Annotated in this window: 16 protein-coding genes and 1 pseudogene; 9 read left to right on the top strand and 8 right to left on the bottom strand. The window is 51.6% G+C overall.

The window, feature by feature from the left end; genetic code table 11:
- Window positions 1–85: 85 nt before the first annotated feature.
- Window positions 86–3,007, bottom strand: coding sequence for an autotransporter adhesin EhaB (gene ehaB / locus OGY17_RS04395; protein ID WP_286606487.1), 2,922 nt, complete (start codon window positions 3,005–3,007; stop codon window positions 86–88).
- Window positions 3,008–3,507: 500 nt separating this feature from the next.
- Here ehaB and hemB point away from each other — a divergent pair, with 500 nt between their 5' ends.
- Window positions 3,508–4,482 carry a porphobilinogen synthase gene (hemB, locus tag OGY17_RS04390; protein WP_003830941.1) on the top strand — a complete coding sequence of 325 codons (975 nt, stop codon included), beginning with the start codon at window positions 3,508–3,510 and terminating at the stop codon, window positions 4,480–4,482.
- A 77-nt stretch (window positions 4,483–4,559) separates the two neighbouring features.
- On the opposite strand, the gene tauD is transcribed toward hemB, so the two are convergent.
- From tauD to tauA, 4 genes are read right to left on the bottom strand one after another with little or no spacing between them, the layout of a single operon-like run.
- The gene (gene tauD, locus OGY17_RS04385; RefSeq protein ID WP_204191551.1) at window positions 4,560–5,411 is read right to left on the bottom strand and encodes a taurine dioxygenase; all 852 of its coding nucleotides are present in this window, start codon (window positions 5,409–5,411) and stop codon (window positions 4,560–4,562) included.
- Window positions 5,408–6,238, bottom strand: a complete 831-nt coding sequence (tauC, locus tag OGY17_RS04380) for a taurine ABC transporter permease TauC (RefSeq protein ID WP_008783892.1) — start codon at window positions 6,236–6,238, stop codon at window positions 5,408–5,410. The genes tauD and tauC overlap by 4 nt, the downstream gene beginning before the upstream one ends.
- A complete protein-coding gene (tauB, locus tag OGY17_RS04375) occupies window positions 6,235–7,002 on the bottom strand; it encodes a taurine ABC transporter ATP-binding subunit (protein WP_048235995.1) in 768 nt (255 codons plus the stop codon). The genes tauC and tauB overlap by 4 nt, the downstream gene beginning before the upstream one ends.
- 14 nt (window positions 7,003–7,016) lie before the next feature.
- On the bottom strand, window positions 7,017–7,979 hold the full coding sequence (gene tauA / locus OGY17_RS04370; RefSeq protein ID WP_003830936.1) for a taurine ABC transporter substrate-binding protein: 963 nt from the start codon (window positions 7,977–7,979) through the stop codon (window positions 7,017–7,019).
- Window positions 7,980–8,305: 326 nt separating this feature from the next.
- On the opposite strand from tauA, the gene OGY17_RS04365 reads away from it, so the two are divergent.
- The 8 genes from OGY17_RS04365 to OGY17_RS04330 all read left to right on the top strand — a co-directional run bounded on the left by OGY17_RS04365 (window position 8,306) and on the right by OGY17_RS04330 (window position 18,980).
- Window positions 8,306–8,935: a response regulator transcription factor gene (locus tag OGY17_RS04365; RefSeq protein ID WP_008783889.1), complete on the top strand. Its 630-nt coding sequence runs from the start codon at window positions 8,306–8,308 to the stop codon at window positions 8,933–8,935.
- Window positions 8,935–10,476: an MASE1 domain-containing sensor histidine kinase gene (locus OGY17_RS04360; protein ID WP_071444589.1), complete on the top strand. Its 1,542-nt coding sequence runs from the start codon at window positions 8,935–8,937 to the stop codon at window positions 10,474–10,476. The genes OGY17_RS04365 and OGY17_RS04360 overlap by 1 nt, the downstream gene beginning before the upstream one ends.
- Before the next feature lie 85 nt (window positions 10,477–10,561).
- Window positions 10,562–11,866, top strand: coding sequence for an MFS transporter family glucose-6-phosphate receptor UhpC (uhpC, locus tag OGY17_RS04355; protein ID WP_167820259.1), 1,305 nt, complete (start codon window positions 10,562–10,564; stop codon window positions 11,864–11,866).
- Window positions 11,863–12,894 carry an ABC transporter substrate-binding protein gene (locus OGY17_RS04350; RefSeq protein WP_003830932.1) on the top strand — a complete coding sequence of 344 codons (1,032 nt, stop codon included), beginning with the start codon at window positions 11,863–11,865 and terminating at the stop codon, window positions 12,892–12,894. Before uhpC ends, OGY17_RS04350 begins: the two co-directional genes overlap by 4 nt.
- 68 nt (window positions 12,895–12,962) lie before the next feature.
- Window positions 12,963–15,041, top strand: coding sequence for an ABC transporter permease (locus OGY17_RS04345; RefSeq protein ID WP_195995167.1), 2,079 nt, complete (start codon window positions 12,963–12,965; stop codon window positions 15,039–15,041).
- 11 nt (window positions 15,042–15,052) lie between these two features.
- Window positions 15,053–16,099, top strand: coding sequence for a ferric ABC transporter ATP-binding protein (fbpC, locus tag OGY17_RS04340; protein ID WP_000192349.1), 1,047 nt, complete (start codon window positions 15,053–15,055; stop codon window positions 16,097–16,099).
- A gap of 609 nt (window positions 16,100–16,708) precedes the next feature.
- Window positions 16,709–18,577, top strand: a complete 1,869-nt coding sequence (locus OGY17_RS04335) for a PAAR domain-containing protein (protein ID WP_286606481.1) — start codon at window positions 16,709–16,711, stop codon at window positions 18,575–18,577.
- The gene (locus OGY17_RS04330; RefSeq protein ID WP_174770641.1) at window positions 18,549–18,980 is read left to right on the top strand and encodes a hypothetical protein; all 432 of its coding nucleotides are present in this window, start codon (window positions 18,549–18,551) and stop codon (window positions 18,978–18,980) included. The genes OGY17_RS04335 and OGY17_RS04330 overlap by 29 nt, the downstream gene beginning before the upstream one ends.
- Window positions 18,981–19,023: 43 nt before the next feature.
- Here OGY17_RS04330 and OGY17_RS04325 read toward each other — a convergent pair.
- From OGY17_RS04325 to mmuP, 3 genes and pseudogenes are all read right to left on the bottom strand, one after another.
- Window positions 19,024–19,164, bottom strand: a pseudogene (locus OGY17_RS04325) (penicillin binding protein PBP4B); the annotation flags it as partial.
- A 115-nt stretch (window positions 19,165–19,279) separates the two neighbouring features.
- Entirely contained in the window at window positions 19,280–20,212 is a 933-nt protein-coding gene (gene mmuM / locus OGY17_RS04320; protein WP_191215115.1) for a homocysteine S-methyltransferase, read from the bottom strand.
- Window positions 20,199–21,602, bottom strand: coding sequence for an S-methylmethionine permease (gene mmuP, locus OGY17_RS04315; RefSeq protein WP_001373486.1), 1,404 nt, complete (start codon window positions 21,600–21,602; stop codon window positions 20,199–20,201). Before mmuP ends, mmuM begins: the two co-directional genes overlap by 14 nt.
- Window positions 21,603–21,611: the final 9 nt, after the last annotated feature.

Here is a 21,611-nt window from a genome sequence, read left to right as displayed (position 1 = left end):
GCATCCCTTGCAATAAATGCCCGTCAAATCCGTGACGGGCATTTTTCTGAGTTAGATTATCTTTTCTTTAACAACAAGAGATGTCTTACCAGGTATATTTAACACCAACATTTGCAGACCAGTCTTGATCAACATCGCCACCACCGAGGTAGTTAGCATCGGTGTATGCGCTGAAGTTTTTGGTAAAGCTGAACTGAGTACCCAGTCCAACACGTACCGCAGAACCTTCTACACCGTTGTCGATAGAGTCGCCGTTTACGTCAGAATCGTTGTTAGAGTCGTCGTAAACGTAGGCCAGTTTGAAGTACGGGGTCAGCGCCTGGTCGTCGCTATAAGCGAAGGTATAACCTGCATCGACACCGAGTTCATAACGCATGCTGTCATAAGACTGACCGTCAACTTTCATGTCGTTGCTCAGCTTATAGTCATCACCAGACTGGAACAGACCGGATACGCTGCCGTATGGCGTTACGTAACCTGCGTCACCCAGTTTCAGGTCATAACCCAGTTTCAAGCCAAAGCCCCAGGCATCAGAAGAGGTGCTGCCATCAACATACTGACCGTTGCTCATGTTAGCAGTCAAATCGTTGTTGAAGTGAGAGTAGCTTAAGTTACCGTCAACAAAGATGTTGTTGGTAAAGTGAGCAGAAGAGTAGATGTAGGCAGTCTGGCTATCCTGATCCACCTGACCGGTACGGTCGCTCATATCACCTTTCGCGAAGCCTGCTGCAGCACCGACAATCCACTTAGCGTTGTTACCATCAATTTTGGAATCAACACCGACCATGATGCCGTTAACATCCTGATCGTAGTTAATGGTGCCGTTATCTGCATCGAAGCTACCACCGAAGTAGCTAACCCATGCACCACCGTTATCAACCAGACCATGACGCGCGTTAGTCAGACGAGTACCAACGGTATCTTGTTCCAGGTTCCAGATATTGGTGTTAGCAGACGGAATGCTCAGCGCCATGTTCGCGTAGTCTGTCAGTTCCATCTGCTGCAGAACAACGGTGTTACCCTGCTGCTGTGCCTGATAGGTGTAAGCACCCAGGTCAGCTTTGTTAGCTGCAGAGAAGGTCGCAGTGCTGTTCGCGTCGTTAACGTAGACCAGCTCGTTACCCTTGTAATCCGCAACAGAACCTGCGCCAGTCGCGTTGTCGATACGGACTTTATAGTTACCAGTTGCCGCCGCTACGTGGTCACCATAGTTATCAACTTCAGACTGATCGCCTGAGGTGTCGGAATCGCCGTTACCGTTGATAGTCAGATGACCATCAGAGTTCATCGCGATCACGCCATAACCGTAGTTAGACTGAGATTTATCGTTAGTGCGATCGTTGGTCAGATCAGCATTCAGCACATAGTCAGTGCTGTTGATGTCGAAAACACCCGCGTTAACATGGTTATAAGCGTCGGTGTAGCTAGTCAGGTTCAGGGTATCAACCTGCAGTGCATTACCGGTACTGTTACCCACATCCAGAACGCCGTTGTTAGTGACGTTAATGGTGTTTGCATACAGCGCAGCTTCAAGCACATTCCAGCCAGCAGAAACATCATCGGCGATTGTGACAGTACTGTTGTCGATAGACAGCGTATCCGTCGCAACGTGACCATCTTCGTTGATGTTCAGTGCAGAAGCACCGGTCAGAGAGATAGAGTCAGCAACCAGCTCAGAATCACCCACGTTGACGACAGAACCGCTGTTGATGCTCAGGGTATCAATCAGGGAAGTTTTGGTGGTATCCCACTGTGAAGCACCGTTCAGCGTGACGTTGAACAGGCCGCTCTGGTAGACAGCGTTGCCCACTACATGACCATTTTCGTCATAAGAAGTTGTGTCGCTATCAATACCGTAGGTTGAATCCGGCCACAGGCTGTTAGCGGTGATGTCGATCAGCGTAGCGGTGGCTTCAGTACCCGCATCGTAGCTGTCATAAACTCCGTCACCATCGGTGTCAACCTGGTGCACGGACATTGCCGCGCCGACCCACTTACTGCCGTTGTTCAGAGTCAGATCCAGACGGTCAGTACCGTCCCAACCATTGGTATCCAGGTCAGCATCGGTATCGCGATAAGTGTCAGCACCGTTCGGGAAGAAATTCTCATCGAAGTTGCTGGAGAACAGCACGTCACCCATCAGCGTGGAATTGTTAAACGTTGCGGTGGTCTGCATCGCGTTATCCGCATTTGGATTAGCAATAACCGCTAACGCAATATCGTCTGGAGTATAAGAGCCGCTGTAGTCGCTTGCATTGCTGGTGTTACCAAACCAACCGGTGGTGCCTTCGTCAGTCCATGAACCAGAGGTCAGAGTAGAATCGCTGACAGCGATAGTGTTGTTAAATACTTCACTGCTGTTTACGCCAGTGCTGACGGTATTATCGTCAATATCTGCCCACTCGTAACCCTGAGTCAGGGTTATGCCAGCGACATGAGAGTTGGCGGAGATAGACAGATCAACTTCTTGATCCAGCGTGATAGCTGTACCCAGGTTATAAACGTCGACAACGTGTGTGTCAGCTGCGTCATTATACGTACCGTTGTAGGTATAATGTTCGTAGTTGTCATCGATAGTTGAATTGATGACGTTCATCGCCAGGCGATCGTAGTAATAGTCAGTACCCGTACGGTTAGTACAATCCGTGGTCATACATTCGGATGTCACCATACCGTGAATGGTGCTGTTTTTAATCGTCAGGCTATTGTTATTGCTGTTAGTTGACAGTCCATCATCCAGATAATAAGTAGAAATAACGCCGTTGACAGTGGCGTTATTGATTACCGGATAAATATCACCGTTATAAATACTATCGGTGTCGTAATTGTTCCAACCAACATATCCATCATAATAGACGCCATCCGCATAGGATGCGTCATTATAATGAGCAAACGTTGTGTAGGTGGTCCCAGAGATATCAGTTGAAGCATTCGCCTGAGAAGTGATTGCCAAAGTGCAGGCTAATGCTAATTGTGATACTACAAGTTTCTTTTTCCAAGTGTGCATTTGTCATCCCTCCTCAGGGACGTAATATAGTTGATCCATCAATTATCAATGCAAAGAAAACATTTTATGTTTCGCAGGGAAGATTATGCGGTTTCACAAAGGAAAGGTTCAATTATTCTTTGGCTTAAGTCCGATTACGGACAATAGATATGCAAATTATTCGAAACAGAAAACAAACGTAAAAATCATTTTTATTTTAGACAGTTACATGTAAAACCATTGGCAAAACAATATATTGAACTTATGATTAACTTAAAAATCAAACGTCAGCAAATAAATACCGTTAAATCCCGCCACTTAATTAAAAATCAAATTAAACTAAATTCACCATAAAACTAATCACTATTTAAAATAGTCATAATTGCAAAAATAGAGATAACACATAATACCAAGCATTGGTAACATCACCATAACCTCGGCATAACGCCAACTTTCGTAAACCCCTCGCCCTCAGGTTCGGGTATACTACGGCCTTCGATTCCACAAACATCAGGCATACCATGACAGACCTAATCCAACGCCCTCGTCGCCTGCGCAAATCCCCTGCGCTGCGCGCTATGTTTGAAGAGACAACACTCAGCTTAAATGACCTGGTGTTGCCGATCTTTGTTGAAGAAGAACTCGACGATTACAAAGCTATCGACGCCATGCCCGGCGTGATGCGCATACCAGAGAAACACCTGGCGCGCGAAATCGAACGTATTGCTAATGCAGGCATCCGCTCGGTCATGACCTTCGGGATTTCTCATCACACCGATGAGACCGGCAGCGATGCCTGGAAAGAAGACGGTCTGGTGGCGCGCATGTCGCGTATCTGTAAGCAGACCGTACCGGAAATGATCGTCATGTCCGACACCTGTTTCTGTGAATACACCTCGCACGGTCACTGCGGTGTATTATGCGAACACGGCGTTGATAACGACTTAACCCTTGCTAACCTCGGCAAGCAGGCAGTCGTTGCCGCAGCAGCGGGCGCAGATTTCATCGCCCCTTCCGCCGCAATGGACGGCCAGGTACAGGCGATTCGCCAGGCTCTGGACGCCGCGGGCTTCACCGATACTGCGATCATGTCCTACTCCACCAAGTTTGCCTCTTCTTTCTACGGCCCGTTCCGTGAAGCCGCAGGCACGGCGCTGAAAGGCGATCGTAAAACGTATCAAATGAACCCGATGAATCGCCGTGAAGCGATTCGCGAATCGCTGCTGGATGAAGCCCAGGGCGCAGACTGCCTGATGGTGAAACCGGCTGGCGCGTATCTCGATATTCTGCGTGATATCCGCGAGCGCACCGAGCTGCCGATTGGCGCTTATCAGGTCAGCGGTGAATACGCGATGATCAAATTCGCGGCGATGGCAGGTGCAATAGATGAAGAGAAAGTGGTTCTGGAAAGCTTAGGCTCGATCAAACGCGCTGGCGCGGATCTGATCTTCAGCTACTTCGCACTGGATCTGGCTGAGAAAAAAATCCTGCGCTAACCACTTTGTTGCCGAATGGCGACTTCACCTTATCGGGCCGACAGTTCCAGGCCCGATAAGTAAAACCCCACCAACAATCACCCCGCCCGATAAAAAGGCTGATCCCCGAGGATCGTCGCCCGGTGCATAATACGCCGCTGCGGCAGATAATCCGCATTGGCATAATGTTGTGTGACGCGATTATCCCAAATCGCCACATCGTTGGGCTGCCAGCGCCAGCGCACCTGAAACTCCGGTTTGGTGATATGGGCGAATAAAAAGCTCAGTAACGCCTCGCTCTCTTTTTCCGTCACATCGACAATTCGTGTAGTAAATCCCTCATTCACAAACAGTGCCTGTTTACCGCTTACCGGATGGGTCCGCACCACCGGATGTAGCAACGGTGGATGTTTAGCGACCGCCTCCAGCCAGCGCTGATGCTCTTCTGGTGTCTTGCGGTATTTATACTCCTGGAACGATTTACGGAAATCATGCTCTGCCCGCAGGCCACTCAACAACTGACGAAACGGCTCAGACAATGCGTCATAAGCGGCAATTCCGCTGGTCCATAGAGTGTCTCCCCCGGCCGATGGCAGCTCTTTTGCTGCCAGAATCGCCCCGGCAGGCGGCGTGTCGATAAAGGTGACATCGGTGTGCCAGTTGTCGTTATCCGGCGGATTATCGTTATGGGTATCCAGTACGATAATTTCCTCTACCCCTTCGGCATGTGGATAGACAGGGTGAATATGCAGATCGCCGAAACGCAGCGCCAGTGCCCGCTGCTGTTGTGGCGTAATCACCTGCTGCCGCAGAAACACCACCTGGTGGCGCAATACCGCATGATAAAGCTGTTCAAACTGATTATCGCTTAATGGACGCGTTAAATCCGCGCCGGTAATTTGTGCGCCAATGTACGGCCCCAGCGGGGTAATGCTCAGACGTTCACTCATTGTACTTCTCCATGCCAGGGCGTCAGGCGACGCTGAAGCGCGCGCAGACCCAGTTCTAAAATAAATGCGATAACGGCAATGACCGCGATCCCTGCCAGCACCACATCCGTTGCCAGAAACTCACCGGCTGACTGCACCATAAATCCTAACCCTCGCGTGGCAGCGATCAGTTCAGCTGCCACCAGCGTCGACCAACCCACGCCAAGCCCGATGCGTAACCCGGTGAGGATCTCCGGTAATGCCCCCGGCAAAATAACAAACCACAGCACCTGCGCACGGCTGGCCCCCAGCGACTGCGCGGCGCGCACTCTCACCTGCTGCGCACTTTTCACCCCCGCCAACGCCGACATCGCCACAGGGGCGAAAATCGCCAGATAGATCAGCAGGATCTTGGAGGTTTCACCGATGCCAAACCAAATGACCATCAGCGGTAAATAGGCCAGGGGAGGAACCGGACGATACAGTTCAATGATCGGATCGAGAATGCCGCGCATCGTCGGACTCAGCCCCATCGCGATCCCAACCGGAACGCCCAGCAGCACTGCCGCCAGCAGCGCGATAACAATACGCGTCAGACTCGCCGCCAGATGCTGCCACAGCGTGGCATCCATAAACCCTTGCGGCCCGGCAATGACGATCAGCTTTTGTAAAACCTGTCCTGGCGGCGGTAAAAACAGCGGACTGATTAACTGCAGCGCCGCCACCGTCCACCACACCGCCAGAATGACGGCCAACGTACCAAGGCTTAAGGTAATCTGCCGCGAGAACGGCCAGCGCCAGTTCAGCACCCGCTGGCGACGGGGTTTATCATTAATCACCACGCTCATGAGAATGCCTCCCGTTGTTCAAAGACACGACCTAACACGTACTCGCGCATGGCGATAAACTGCGGATCGGACTTAATGCTGCGGCTCGACTCTCCGGCCACAAAGCGACGGGCGAAATTGAGCGGCAGACGTTCCAGTACCCGGCCTGGTCCTGGGGACAGCAATACCAGTTCTGTCGCCATAAACACCGCTTCTTCAATATCGTGGGTAATCAGCAGCACCTGTTTGCCAGTCTCATGCCACAGCTTCAGCAGCAGGGTTTGCATCTGCTCGCGGGTAAAGGCGTCGAGCGCACCAAAGGGTTCATCCAGCAGCAACAGCTGCGGGTTGGCCGCCAGCGCCCGGGCAATGCCGACGCGCTGACGTTGTCCACCGGAAAGTTGCCAGATAAAGCGTTTTCCCGCGCCCTCCAGCCCGACTTTCTGCAACATCTCCAGAGCAATACGCTGACGCTGCGGCTTGTCCACGCCCGCCAGCTGCAGCCCAAAAGCCACGTTGTCCTGCACGTTGCGCCAGGGCAGCAGTCCTTCGTTCTGGAACACGACCCCGCGATCTGCCCCCGGACCATCAACCCTGTTACCCGCCAGCGTGATGCTGCCATGCTGATACGGCACAAACCCGGCAATCAGATTTAACAACGTGGTTTTCCCGCAACCGGAAGGCCCGAGTACCACCAGCAGTTCACCGCTATCGAGCGTCAGGTTGATATCCTCCAGCGCCGGTTTTCCACCGTAGCTGGCGGCAAGATGAGAGATTTGCAGCATCATCGCCTCCTTATTTATTGCACGAAGCGATCGGTCACGTACTGGCTGTAATCCGTCGCGACAGCGGGGACTTTGCCCTGCTCTTTAAGGAACTGCGCGGTGTCGATAATCGCTTTGTTCACCGGGCCGGTTAGCTCAGCGGTTTGCTGTTGCGGTGTCAGGTAAGTGTTACCTTTCACCAGCCCCGGAACATCCGCCTCCGGTACGCCGCTCAAACGTGACAGTTTGCTGATATTCTCCGGCTGCTTCAGCCATTCATCAGGATTAGCGATATAAGGCTGCTGGGCATCGATAGCGCTTTTGGCAAAGGCTTTCACCACCTCAGGATGCTTCTCGGCAAAATCTTTGCGCACTACCCACACGTCCAGCGTCGGTGCCCCCCACTCGCCAACCTGCGAGGAGTCGGTTAACACCTTTCCGTCTTTTTCCAACGCGTTGACCGCAGGTGCCCAGACATACGCACCATCAATATCTCCGCGCTGCCATGCGGCAATAATCGCCGGTGGTTGCAGGTTCACAATCTCCACCTGGCCGGGTTTAATCCCCCAATGTTTCAACGCCGCCAGCAGGCTGTAATGGGTGGTGGAAATAAACGGCACGGCAATGCGTTTGCCAATCAAATCTTCCGGTTTACTGATGTTTTTCTTCACCACCAGCGCCTCAGAATTGCCGAGCTTTGATGCCAGCAGGAAAACCTCAATAGGCACCTGCTGACTGGCAGCGACCGCCAGCGGGCTGGAGCCAAGATTACCGATCTGCACGTCGCCGGACGCCAGCGCACGAACGATACTCGCCCCGCTGTCGAATTTGCGCCAGTCAACGGTCGCCCCGCTCTCTTTGGCAAACGTGTTGTCCGCCTGCGCCACTTTGGCAGGTTCGGCGGAGGTCTGATAAGCAACGGTGACGTTCACCGCCTGCGCCTGAAATGCGATGAATGCCAGTGCGGCAAGAAGTGCGTTACGCGATGAAATAGCCATGATTGTCTGCTCCCCTGTCTTGTTATGGAGGCAGTATTTCGTTGCGGCACATTTTGATAAAGGAATTAAAAATTCTGGCTAAGAACAAAGCGTTTTTAGAAAAAAAGCGGCAATAGTTAGCTATTTCGCTCATTACAGAACGTAGGCCGGATAAGGCGCTTGCGCCGCCATCCGCAATCAATGCCTGATGCACTGCGCTTATCAGGCCTACACTCGCTGTAAATTATTGCGATTTTGTTACATTCGTTACATATCCGCGCCACGATGATTGCCAGCGCGGCGCTGGCAGGCATCATAGAGGCCATTGTCAGCAAGAGAGCAATATCATGATTCATGTTGTGCTGGTGGATGACCATGTGGTGGTGCGTTCCGGCTTTGCGCAATTACTCAGTCTCGAAGACGATCTGAACGTTACCGGTCAGTACAGCAGCGCGGCGGAGGCCTGGCCTGCACTTCTGCATGATGATGTCAGCGTCGCGGTAATGGATATCGCCATGCCGGATGAAAATGGCCTGAGCCTGTTAAAACGACTGCGGGCGCAGAAGCCCGGTTTTCGCGCCATTATTCTCAGCATTTATGACTCGCCCACGTTTGTGCAAAGCGCGCTGGACGCAGGCGCCAGCGGTTACCTGACCAAACGCTGCGGCCCGGAAGAACTGGTGCAGGCTGTACGCTCAGTAGGCATGGGCGGCCATTACCTGTGCGCCGATGCGCTGCGTGCACTACGCGGCGGCGAGCAACCCGCGCAGGTCCTGGAGGTTCTGACCCCGCGCGAGCGTGAAGTGTTTGATCTGTTGGTTAAAGGTGACAGCGTAAAAGAGATCGCCTTCAAGCTCGACCTCAGCCACAAGACGGTGCACGTTCATCGGGCGAACGTGCTGGGCAAACTGCAATGCCACAGCACCATCGATCTGGTGCATTTTGCCCTCGACCACCAACTATTGACGGGGCATTAATGTCGCGTAGCCTTCGTCATTGGGTGATCTCCCTGTTTATTCTGCTGGCCTGGGGATCGGGCTGGTTGATGCTGTGGACGCTGGGATTTTACCTGACCCACAATGGACAGCAGGCGGCATTGTTCCTGCCACATGGCGTCTATCTCGCGCTGTTAATCCTGCTTTCTCGCCGTTACTGGCCCGCGCTGGTGCTGCCGCCGGTGCTGATGTTGTTCTGGCTGCACAGCGAGCAATTACTGAATGGCTATATCCTGCTGGCTGCTCCGTTAATTAGCCTGATTCCGGCGAGCATCGGCCAGTCATACTGGCACCGCTTTCCCCTTTACTGGCAACGCTTAACGCTGCTGCTGGCCGCCGTAACGCTCACCTCATTGCTCAATACAGCCCTGCTTTCACCGTTTATCCAGAGCCCGGCAACGCTGATTGGCCTGGCGTCGTTTACCGGCGGCGTGTTGCTGACGCCGTTTGTTTATCTGATCTATGAATTTCTGCGCCAGCAGCACCGCTATCATCTGCTCGGGCTGGATACCACCAATCCCCCGCTGCGCACTTCGCTTATCATCTGGTGTAGCCTGTTTTTTATTATTGGCATCGGTACTCAGATGGTACTGTCGCCGGAGATCGAGCGCCTGTTGCTGATCGTGGTGTTCTTACCGAACGTGGTGATGGCGTGGAAATTTGGCTGGCAGGGCGGCGTGTTGTCCGGATTGCTCGGCAGTATGATGATCACCATCGCCCGGCAAATCGGTGTTGGGTTCAGTAACTTACTGGAGCTGGAGATTTTCCTCGCCACCCAGGCTCTGCTGGGTATAGGGCTGGGGATCGCCATCAGCCGCCAGCAGCATCTGGCGCAAAACCTGCACCATTATCGCCAGCGTCTGGAAACCGAACTGGCGGCGCGTCGCGCACTGACCGAACAGCTGATCCGCACCGAAGAAAACACGCGCAAAAGCCTGGCGCGGGAACTGCACGATGAAATTGGTCAGAACATCACCGCCATTCAAATTCAGTCGCAACTGGTCAAACGTGCACCGGGTCGTGAGCAAACGCTTGAGGCTGCGAATCAAATCAACGACCTGGCCCGGCGTATTCACCACTCCACCCGTCAGTTGCTGCGCCAGCTGCGCCCCCCCGCGCTCGATGAACTGTCTTTTAAAGATGCACTACATCATCTGGTGAATGAATTTGCTTTTGCTGAACGGGGTATTCGCTGCCGCTTTGATTATCAGCTAGAAAATACGCCAGAAAACGAAACGGTGCGCTTCACGCTGTATCGCCTGTTGCAGGAGTTACTCAATAACGTCTGCAAACATGCCGATGCCAGCGATGTGTCGATTACGCTGCGCCAGCGGGAACATTGCTTGTTTCTGGACGTCGCTGACAACGGCGTTGGTATTCTGCCAGAAAAAATTCCCGGTTTCGGTATCCAGGGGATGCGTGAGCGGGTGAGCGCCCTTGGCGGTGAACTGACGCTCGAATCAAACAACGGCACGCGAGTAATTGTTAACCTGCCCACAAATTTGCAACAAACCAGCCGCTAACCAGGAAAAAGTCTTAGTCACTGCGGACTTTCTCTCATCCCCTTTTGCTTTCACTTTCCTATAGTCAGCACAAACGGAGACTGCCATGCATACACGCTCAGCCAGCGAAACAGACCAACAATACCGGGCGCTACGCCCCCGGCTGCTGATGTGTATGGTAATTGGTTACGCCGCGTTTTATCTGACGCGCAAAAGCGTTAACTATGTCCTCCCGGCGCTGCAAACGGATCTGGGTCTGGATAAAGGCGATATCGGCTTGCTTGGCTCACTGTTTTATCTGACCTATGGTCTGTCGAAATTCACCGCCGGGCTGTGGCACGACAGCCACGGACAGCGCGCATTTATGGGGGTTGGTCTGTTTGCTACCGGCGTTTTAAACGTGCTGTTCGCCTTTGGTGAATCGCTGACGCTGCTGCTGGTGGTCTGGACGCTGAACGGATTTTTTCAGGGCTGGGGCTGGCCACCCTGTGCCCGACTACTGACCCACTGGTACTCGCGCAACGAACGTGGCTTCTGGTGGGGCTGCTGGAATATGTCAATCAACATCGGTGGCGCCATTATCCCGCTAATTAGCGCTTTTGCCGCCCACTGGTGGGGCTGGCAGGCGGCCATGCTGGCACCGGGGATAATCAGTATGGCACTGGGAATCTGGCTCACCCTGCAATTGAAAGGTACGCCCCAGGAAGAAGGATTACCCACGGTTGGGGAATGGCGGCATGACCCGCTGGAGCTACGTCAGGAGCAGCAAAGCCCGCCGATGGGGCTGTGGCAAATGTTACGTACCACCATGCTGAAAAACCCGATGATCTGGCTGCTCGGCGTATCGTATGTGTTGGTCTATTTGATCCGCATTGCGCTCAACGACTGGGGCAACATCTGGCTGACCGAAAGCCACGGCGTGAATCTGCTCAGCGCCAATGCCACGGTGATGCTGTTTGAAGTTGGCGGCTTGCTGGGGGCGCTGTTTGCCGGATGGGGATCGGATCTGCTGTTCAGCGGTCAACGTGCGCCGATGATTTTGCTGTTCACGCTGGGGCTGATGGTTTCCGTCGCCGCACTGTGGCTGGCACCAGTGCACCACTACGCGCTACTGGCAGTGTGTTTCTTTACCGTGGGCTTTTTTGTGTTTGGCCCACAGATGCTAATTGGCCTCGCAGCCGTTGAATGCGGACACAAAGCAGCGGCAGGTTCAATTACCGGTTTTCTCGGGCTGTTCGCCTATCTGGGGGCCGCGCTGGCGGGTTGGCCGCTGTCGTTGGTCATAGAACATTACGGCTGGTCGGGAATGTTCAGTTTGCTCTCGGTTGCCGCTGTCTTTATGGGTTTATTGCTGATGCCGTTGCTCATTGCGGGCATTACCCCTTCTCTCAGTCAAAGGATAAAACAATGAAACTGACGCTTACCTCTACCCTGATTGCTTCCGCTCTGACGCTGGCGGCCTTCAGCAACGCAGCCCAGGCGCAGGGCCGTCTGGTGGTGTATTGCAGCGCCACCAACGAGATGTGCGAAACCGAAACCAAAGCCTTCGGTGAAAAATATGATGTGAAAACCTCATTCATTCGCAACGGCTCAGGCAGTACGCTGGCGAAAGTGGATGCCGAGAAGAAAAACCCGCAGGCGGATGTGTGGTACGGCGGTACGCTGGATCCGCAATCCCAGGCCGGTGAAATGGGTCTGCTGCAGCCGTATAAATCACCAAACCTCGAACAGATCATGGAGAAATTCCGCGATCCCGCGAAGGTCAAAGGTAATCTCTCTTCGGCGGTTTACGTCGGTATTCTGGGCTTTGGCGTTAATACCCAGCGCCTGAAAGAGAAAAACCTGCCGGTGCCAAAATGCTGGAAGGATCTGACCAAACCGGAATACAAGGGCGAAATCCAGATTGCTGACCCGCAAAGCTCCGGTACCGCCTACACCGCGCTGGCGACCTTTGCTCAACTGTGGGGTGAAGATCAGGCCTTTGATTACCTGAAACAGCTCAACGCCAACGTCTCTCAATACACCAAATCCGGCATTGCCCCGGCGCGTAACGCCGCCCGCGGCGAAACGGCTATCGGCATTGGCTTCCTGCACGACTATTCGCTGGAAAAAGAACAGGGCGCACCGCTGGAGCTGATTTCTCCATGCGAAGGCACCGGCTATGAAATCGGCGGCGTCAGCATCCTGAAAGGTGCGCGCAACGTCGACAACGCCAAACTGTTCGTTGACTGGGTACTGTCGAAAGACGCGCAGGAGCTGGCGTGGAAGAAAGGCAAATCCTATCAGATCCTGACCAACACCACTGCCGAGACCTCTCCTAACTCGCTGAAGCTCGACGACCTGAAGCTTATCAATTACGACATGGATAAGTACGGTTCGACTGACGTACGTAAGGCGTTGATCAATAAGTGGGTTAGCGAAGTTAAGATGGGTAAATAAGCCCACGTTGCGTTCATTTGCCGGGTGCGGCGTAAACGCCTTACCCGGCCTACATTACCGGAAACGCTATGTCACACACACTTGCACTCCATCCCGTGAAAAAACGGGATGCGATATTTCTTTGGGTTTTGCTCGGCTGGCTGGCGTTTGCCCTGCTGCCGAGCTGGAGCCTGGACTACGGTCTGCTGGAGTCAACGCGGGAAGAAATACTCGCCGCCTACGGCTGGTCGCAGTTCAATATCAGTTGGCTGTGGTATCTGCTGCCAAGCCTGCTGCTGGTGCGCCCATTCCATGAAGCCAGGCGCGAACAGCGCAGCCGCCATTATCTTGACGCGGGTTGGGCATTTTTCTGTATGGCCTTTATTGTCGCCAGCGCCGCCCTTGAGGGTCGCGGCTTAGGCTATGCCACCATCGTGCTGTTTGTCGCGCTTGGCGCAATCATGACCCTGGCACTCACCCGCCTCGAATGGCTGGGCGGTGACCGTTTCGTCATCGGCTCGCTTACCGCGATTGTCGCGCTGATCGGTATTTTTATCGTCTGGCCAAGCATCGCCATTTTCATTCCGATGTTCACCAACGACGCCGGGGAATTTGCCCCGCTGGCGTTTATGAATGTGCTGTCGCAGGCACATATCATTCAGGTGATCCTCAACTCGATTATGCTGTCGATTGCCGTCGGCGTCGGCTGTACCTTCTTTGGTCTCGTACTGGCTATCTACACCACCCGTATCGCCAGACGTAGCGCCATAATCGGACGTATCTTCTCGATTTTGCCGATCGTCACTCCGCCGTTTGTCGTCGGTTTAGGCGTCACGCTGATGATGGGACGCTCCGGTTACATCACCGAGTTTATGGTCGAGTGGTTTGGTTTAACCAACACCAACTGGCTGTATGGCTTTACCGGCATCTGGCTGGCGCAGGTTCTGGCCTTTACGCCGATGGCGTTTATGATCCTCGACGGAGCAATCAAAACCATTCATCCGTCGCTGGAAGAAGCGTCATACACCCTGCGTGCCAGCCGCTGGCAGACCTTTAACGGCGTGTTTGTCCCGCTGCTGAAACCCGCACTGGCTAACGCCTTTTTGATTGTGGTCGTGCAGTCGCTGGCTGACTTTAGTAACCCGCTGGTGCTCGGCGGTAACTTCGACGTGCTGGCAACGCAAATCTACTTCTACATCACCGGTTCGCAGCTTGACTACCAGGCCGCCAGTACGCTGGGTGCCTTCCTGCTGCTGTTTTCGCTGCTGGTGTTCTGCGTGCAGTATATGTGGATTGGTAAACGCTCATACGTCACCGTTTCCGGCAAATCCTACCGGGGCGACGTACAGCCGCTGCCGGTAACGCTGGTATGGAGTGTGGTCGCGCTGCTGGCAGTGTGGATTGCCTTTAACGCCCTGCTCTACGGCAGCATTTTCTACGGTAGCTTCACCGTCAATTGGGGCGTGGACTACACCCTGACGCTGGCGAACTTTACCAAACTGTTCGGTCAGGGGATGAGCGACGGCGCGTGGCCTTCACTGCTCGACACCCTGCTCTATGCCGGGATTGCCGCGCCGATCACCGCGATCTTCGGCCTGCTGATCGCGTGGATTGTGGTGCGCCAGCAGTTTAAAGGCAAGAAGACCATCGAATTCACCACCATGCTGTGCTTTGCCGTTCCGGGCACCGTCGCGGGCGTGTCGTATATTCTGGCCTTTAACAGCGCCCCGGTGTACCTCACTGGTACGGCGGCGATTGTCATTATCTCAATGGTGATGCGTAACGTCCCGGTCGGTATCCGCGCAGGCATCGCGGGCTTGGGCCAAATCGATAAATCGCTCGATGAAGCCTCACTCAGCCTGCGCGCCGGTTCCCTGCGTACCATTACGCACATCCTGCTGCCGCTGCTGCGCCCGGCGATCCTCTCGGCGCTGATTTACAGCTTTGTGCGCGCCATTACCACCGTTAGCGCCATCGTGTTCCTCGTCACGCCGGATACCCGCGTAGCGACGGCCTACATCCTGAACCGCGTGGAAGATGGCGAATACGGTGTAGCGATTGCCTACGGTTCCATTCTGATCGTGGTGATGCTGGCGATTATTTTCATCTTTGACTGGCTGATCGGTGAATCACGTACCTCCCGTTCAAAAGCCAAAAACCAGGCGTAATGGAGCGCACTATGACTCAGAAAAATTTCGTTGAACTGCGCAACGTCACTAAACGATTTGGCAGTAATACGGTAATCGACAATATCAACCTCACCATCCCGCAGGGGCAAATGGTGACGCTGCTCGGCCCATCCGGCTGCGGCAAAACCACTATTTTGCGCCTGGTTGCCGGGCTGGAAAAACCGAGCGAAGGGCAAATTTTCATTGATGGCGAAGACGTCACCCATCGCTCTATTCAGCAGCGCGATATCTGCATGGTGTTTCAGTCCTATGCCCTGTTCCCGCATATGTCGCTGGGAGAGAATGTCGGTTATGGCCTGAAAATGCTCGGTGTACCGCGCGCAGAGCTGAAAGCCCGCGTCAAAGAGGCGCTGGCGATGGTGGATCTGGAAGGATTCGAAGACCGCTTTGTCGATCAGATCTCCGGCGGTCAGCAGCAGCGCGTGGCGCTGGCCCGCGCGCTGATCCTCAAGCCGAAAGTGCTGCTGTTTGATGAGCCGTTGAGTAACCTCGACGCCAACCTGCGTCGCAGCATGCGCGACAAGATCCGCGAGCTGCAAAAGCAGTTTGATATCACCTCGCTGTACGTCACCCACGATCAGAGCGAAGCCTTTGCGGTTTCTGATACCGTGCTGGTGATGAACAAGGGACACATCATGCAGATCGGCTCACCGCAGGATCTTTACCGCCAGCCCGCCTCCCGCTTTATGGCGAGCTTTATGGGCGATGCCAACCTGTTCCCGGCTACCTTCAGCGACGGATACGTTGATATCTACGGCTATCATCTGCCGCGCCCGCTGCACTTTGGTACACAGGGCGAAGGGATGGTCGGTGTGCGCCCGGAAGCGATCACGCTCAGCGATCGCGGCGAGGAGAGCCAGCGCTGCGTGATCCGCCATGTCGCCTATATGGGGCCGCAGTATGAAGTGACGGTGGAATGGCACGGGCAGGAGATTTTATTGCAGGTCAACGCTACGCGTCTGCAACCGGACGTCGGCGAACAGTATTATCTCGAAATCCATCCGTACGGCATGTTTGTTCTGGCGGATGCGGCATAACGTTTTGTGGCTTTGTAGGCCGGGTAAGGCCTACATCGTTCAAAATGATTGCCTATGACTTAATCGCAAATCAATCGTAATGCTATGATTTTACGATTGATTTAACAGTTATGAAATCTCCAAAATGGGTGCATACGATTTTACAGTAACAACATCACCCGCTGTTATGCAATTACGAAAAGCAACCAGATGCCTATAATGCAAAAATAACAAAACCTCTTAATCGTGCATTAAAACTTAGTGTTGGGTTAAGTTCCTCATATTAGTCAGCACCAGTGAATGATTTTGCAAAAAAATCTGGAGTCTATTTTTTAATAAGTGATACAAGAAGTTTCTTAAAACATTATCAGGAATACTTCATTTTACTGAAAATGAGAAAAATATTGTTAATCAGCCTGCAAATAATAGAGTTACTGAGATTCAATTGATAATTGAAAAGGAACAAAAGCTTTAACACACTGAACAAATGAATCATCCCCATGACATTTACACCCTGAATCTTCAATATGAATATTCAGAATTTTTTTGAAAAAACGAGATTGACATCACAATAAAATAAATAAAAATAGACTGATATAAACGTTGTTATTATTTGCGGGAACTTTAATTATGAGATCTTGTGATAAGCGTTCTGAAGGTTTTTTATTATCGCCGGGAGATCGAACGAGTTGTGGTGGATTTATATTAAAGAGTAAGGAATGCCATACTGTCGAAGGAATGGAAATAGTATATGAAATGGATGAATACGTATGCGGAGTTAATGGCAAAACATATAAAATAAAAGGTGGCGTACCGAAAGGTTCATGGATTGAAAGAGGGAAAGATTTATTTCGTCAAACACGCGTAAGTTCCTGGGATAATAATATTGATTCGGAGGGGCGAAAAGTAGAACCTCCATCATCAAGGATAAAGCGACTCAAAGAAGGAACATCTTTGTATAAGCGTCAACCCGATTATCTTCGGGATTCTGAAAAGGTAAATGAACGTTGTAGATTTGTCGGAAGCGCGGGGGGAACGATAAACCTGAGAAAAAGAATAATTCTTAATAATGAAAAAGAAAATATTTTTTCACATAGAACATCTAATTTCCGATTCCGAACTAGAGTAAGTAATGAATTATATAATCATTACTTAATAATGGGGCGTGATATGTCTCAATACGAGACAGAAATCATATGCCTGCTGGCAGGTTCAGCACATAGCAGAGGTACATGTCCTTGCCAATGTCGATTTATACCCCATTTGAATATTACCTACAGATATGATGATTATATTTTAGCAAGCTATGAAGCAGCAAACAGGCCTCAAAATTCACCACCACCAGTTCACGCAACAAGACAAAGTCCAGAGTCCAGACAATCAGTTGAACCGGGCTTTTGTGTAGTACCAGAATTGACGACACCAAAATTATATGAATGTGAATTAATGGTTAGTCCACCATCAGGAGTAAAAGAGTTATATCATCAGTTGAATCCGGAAAAAAAGAAAAAGCCCGGTTCAATCTTAGTTGTTGCTGACCCACTATCCCAGTCACCTGAAAAAATTGCGCAAATACAAACAGCAAGGGATAAAATTGATAAAGCACTGGAACCGCTGACTACTGAGGAAGCTAAATTACTGTATGAAAACAGAACTTCAATAGATATGTTTTCGTCTAATATATACAGCGATGCTTTAGGACAAAGCGGAGATGTTTTTGGTTATATAAAAGATGCTGGAGGAGGTTATTATGAAGAAATAAATAAAATACTGAACGAAATTCAGGAACTTTATAAAAAAACATATAACCAAAATTCTGGACGCATTTCTGGAGAGGAGTTTTTTGGTCAGAGAGAAAGGTTATTTAAAAAGCTAGATGGTATTTTGAATAAATTTTCAAAAGAACAATTGAATTTAAAACAATACGAACAAATAAAAGACGCATTGGGTTTATCCACAAAATCCATTATGCATAAGTGGGATCAAACAGGTGTGAAAGATATTGAAGGTTATGCAAGCTACATAGAAAAATCTGCCAAACTTTTAAAAGTAATGAGAACAACAGGCTATGTCGGTATTGGTCTAGATTTTGCGAGTTATACAACTAACGTTTATGAGGCTTGCGCAAAAGGCCGTGAAAATGAATGTAGAAAAGCGACTATAATAGAATATAGCAAATTTGGTGGTAAACAAACAGTGAGTGCATTTGGAGGAACTGCTGGAGGAGTTATCGGAAGAAGCGCATGTATGTGGGCAATGGGACTACTCACATCAGAAGTTGGAGGTACTGGTGCTGGGTTGTGTTTAGTCGTAGGTATTGGTTCAGGTATTGCCGGGGGAAAAATTGCAGAAAAGCTTGGAGAAAATGCTGGTGAATCGTTGGGGAAAGTAATATATAACGAAATTGAAAACTCAGATGAGTTCATACATGATCCTGACACTTTCAATGAAGAGGCTGGTATGCTTATATATGAAAAAATATTTAATGGAAAATTTTGAAAAAATTAATGTAACATTAATTACATTACTTATTTTTATATTTTTGATTCTAATTTTCATGTCATACATTATTAATAGTGAAAATTATAAAAAAATAACTTCACTATATGAAAATAAATTTGGTTGTCTTCCTCAAACAGCAAGAATGACAAAAGGAGCTAGTTTAATTGGATCACCTGCCATATATCATGCAAAGATCGGTTTTATTATGGGGAGCTTAATTTATCCCTATAATAGAGTTACAAATCATGATATGAGTATCGAGGCCTATAATTTTATCAGAAACTTACCAAGGGAATTAACAATAGGTTTTAAAGTTGAAGCTGTATTTTGGTTACTAGGTTTTATCGCATTTGCTTGTTTTATATTTCTTAATATTTTATTTGGCCCTGATATTTTTTAATTATTGAAACAAAGCCCTCCACACTTGGAGGGCTTTAGTATATTTATTTTCTCAATGCACCATAAATCTGATCAACAATCCACCCATACTTAGCAGCAGGTAATAACCCACTCACAAAAACGTTTGGATTTGCTTTAGGAGCGGCTACTGGCTAATGTGGTCTGTTACCTAAAATCACAATAGCCCTATCGTCACATCATTAACTGTAGACCCGCTAAGGCGCTTGTGCCGCCACCCAGCAATGCCTGATGCGCTGCGCTTATCAGGCCTACAGTGAACGATGTAGACCCGATAAACTCTCAGCTTCGCGCTTTTAACGCGGCGATATCCGCAGGCGTGGTGCGACAGCACCCGCCAATTAACCGTGCGCCAGCGGCCTGCCACTGCGGCAGATAATCCGCCAGCTGCGCGCAATGCTCACCGTGATGATGCCAGGTTTTGCTCACGGCATCGTACTGCTCGCCCGAGTTCGGATACACCACCAGCGGCAGCGCCGTTAAACCGTGTAAATGCTGCAACGCAGCGGTGGTGTTTTCCAGCGCAATGCAGTTAATGCCTAGCGCCACCACCTGCGGATAACCCGCCAGCAACGCAACCACGTCACGCAGCGGCGTACCGTCGCTCAGGTGCTCGCTGTCGCGCAGGGTAAATGAGAACCACGCCCGCGCACGCGGATATGCGGTCAACAGCTCAGCCAACGCCTCAATCTCGGCGAAATTCGGCAGGGTTTCGCAGGCCAGCAGATCGGCCCCGGCATCCAACAAGGCTTCCACGCGCGGGCGATGAAACGCCTGAAATGCCTCAACGCTACAATGATAATCGCCACGGTATTCAGAGCCATCCGCCAGATACGCGCCGTAAGGCCCGACGGATCCCGCCACCAGAAGCGTTCCCGCCTGCGGGTTCTCTGCCAGATACGCTTCACGGGCTTTACGCGCCAGCTCCACGCTTTTGCCAATCAGCGCTTTCGACTGCGATTCATCCAGACCTCTCGCGGCGAAGCCCGCCGGCGTCGCCTGATAGCTGGCAGTGATCGCGCATTGCGCCCCCGCCCGGTAGTAATCAAGATGCACTTCGCGGATAAGCTCCGGGTTTTCTACCAGCACTTTGGCTGACCACAGGCTGTCGGCTAAGTTACACCCTCGCGCTTCCAGCTCCGTCGCCATCGCGCCATCCAGCAGCAGGATATCCTGTTTATCAAGGAGAGCGCGTAACGGATTATTCTGCGACATGTTCTGGCTCCTGTTTTGCGTTTCGGGGTTGAGTAAGGAAATAAGCACCATAGCACAACGCAACAAACGGTAACCCGCACCACAACGCAATTCTCTGCGCTGGATCGAATGCCAGCCCTACACAGGCCACCAGGCACAGCACAAAACCTAATACTGGCACCAGCGGATACCACGGCGCGCGATAATGTAATTCACTCAATGCCTTACCTTGTTGCAGATGACGGCGACGAAAAACAAAATGCGAGGCGCAGATACTCAGCCACACCGCTACCACCGCAAACCCGGAGATTGCCGACAGCGCAACAAATACCGTGTCCGGGGCCACCACGCTGGAAAACAGCGCCAGCACACCACCGAGCATACTGACCGACAGCGCCGTCAGTGGCACGCCGTTTTTCGTTACTCGCGCAAAACAGGCCGGTAGCGTACGTTCATTCGACAGCGACCACAGCATGCGCCCGGAGGCATATAACCCGGAGTTCGCTGCAGAAAGAATAGCCGTCAGGATCACGAAGTTAAAAATATCAGCGGCGTACGGGATTCCTACTTTCTCAAACACCAGCACAAACGGGCTTTTCTCCACGCCCGCCTGCTGCATCGGGATCAGCGCTGCCAGCACAAACACGGTGCCGATAAAGAAAATAATCAGTCGCGCGATGGTAGTACGAATCGCTACCGGGATAACTTTGCGCGGGTTTTCCGTTTCACCGGCGGCAATGCCGATAAGCTCGGTACCCGAAAAAGCAAAGTTCACTGCCACCATAGTCATCAAAATCGGTAAGCCACCGTGCGGGAACCAGCCTTCCGCCGTGATATTACTCAGCCCCGGCGCGGGCGAGCCATCCTGCATCGGAATAAAGCCGAAAATCGCCGCCCCACCGAGGATGATAAAGGCGATGATAGTGACCACTTTGACCAGCGAGAACCAGAACTCCCCTTCGGCAAAAAAGCGCGTGGAGATAACATTCAGACCAAAAATAATCGCGCAGAACACCACGCACCAGACCCATACCGGCACCTGTGGAAACCAGTACTGCATACAGAATCCGGCGGCGGTAAAGCTCGAACCCAGCGCCACGGTCCAGGTCAGCCAGTAGAGCCAGGCCACGGTATACCCGGTAGCCGGACCAAGATAGCGCGCGGCATAAACGTGAAACGCCCCGGTCTCCGGCATCGCGACCGACAGCTCGCCCAGACACTGCATAACCAGCCAGACCACCAGCGCGCCAATCAGATAGGCCAGCAGCGTTCCCGCCGCTCCGGTGGTGGAGATGATGTACCCGGTATTGAAGAATAATCCTGTGCCAATCACGCCGCCCAAGGAAAGCATAATCAGGTGACGCGTTTTCATTGTGCGCTTCAGTGGCGCATTTTGTTGTGTTGTTTGCATATAACCTTC

This window comes from Citrobacter sp. Cpo126 (genome assembly GCF_030332445.1).
GTDB classification, from domain to species: Bacteria; Pseudomonadota; Gammaproteobacteria; order Enterobacterales; family Enterobacteriaceae; genus Citrobacter; species Citrobacter portucalensis.
Note: the sequence above shows the minus strand (reverse complement) of the source record. Positions and strands in the feature narration are given on the sequence as shown.

Bases quoted from the DNA above. Each gene is read 5' to 3' on its own strand.
- ehaB (WP_286606487.1), bottom strand. From the start codon at position 3,007: ATGCACACTTGGAAAAAGAAACTTGTAGTATCACAATTAGCATTAGCC.
- hemB (WP_003830941.1), top strand. From the start codon at position 3,508: ATGACAGACCTAATCCAACGCCCTCGTCGCCTGCGCAAATCCCCTGCG.
- tauD (WP_204191551.1), bottom strand. From the start codon at position 5,411: ATGAGTGAACGTCTGAGCATTACCCCGCTGGGGCCGTACATTGGCGCA.
- tauC (WP_008783892.1), bottom strand. From the start codon at position 6,238: ATGAGCGTGGTGATTAATGATAAACCCCGTCGCCAGCGGGTGCTGAAC.
- tauB (WP_048235995.1), bottom strand. From the start codon at position 7,002: ATGCTGCAAATCTCTCATCTTGCCGCCAGCTACGGTGGAAAACCGGCG.
- tauA (WP_003830936.1), bottom strand. From the start codon at position 7,979: ATGGCTATTTCATCGCGTAACGCACTTCTTGCCGCACTGGCATTCATC.
- OGY17_RS04365 (WP_008783889.1), top strand. From the start codon at position 8,306: ATGATTCATGTTGTGCTGGTGGATGACCATGTGGTGGTGCGTTCCGGC.
- OGY17_RS04360 (WP_071444589.1), top strand. From the start codon at position 8,935: ATGTCGCGTAGCCTTCGTCATTGGGTGATCTCCCTGTTTATTCTGCTG.
- uhpC (WP_167820259.1), top strand. From the start codon at position 10,562: ATGCATACACGCTCAGCCAGCGAAACAGACCAACAATACCGGGCGCTA.
- OGY17_RS04350 (WP_003830932.1), top strand. From the start codon at position 11,863: ATGAAACTGACGCTTACCTCTACCCTGATTGCTTCCGCTCTGACGCTG.
- OGY17_RS04345 (WP_195995167.1), top strand. From the start codon at position 12,963: ATGTCACACACACTTGCACTCCATCCCGTGAAAAAACGGGATGCGATA.
- fbpC (WP_000192349.1), top strand. From the start codon at position 15,053: ATGACTCAGAAAAATTTCGTTGAACTGCGCAACGTCACTAAACGATTT.
- OGY17_RS04335 (WP_286606481.1), top strand. From the start codon at position 16,709: ATGAGATCTTGTGATAAGCGTTCTGAAGGTTTTTTATTATCGCCGGGA.
- OGY17_RS04330 (WP_174770641.1), top strand. From the start codon at position 18,549: ATGAAAAAATATTTAATGGAAAATTTTGAAAAAATTAATGTAACATTA.
- mmuM (WP_191215115.1), bottom strand. From the start codon at position 20,212: ATGTCGCAGAATAATCCGTTACGCGCTCTCCTTGATAAACAGGATATC.
- mmuP (WP_001373486.1), bottom strand. From the start codon at position 21,602: ATGCAAACAACACAACAAAATGCGCCACTGAAGCGCACAATGAAAACG.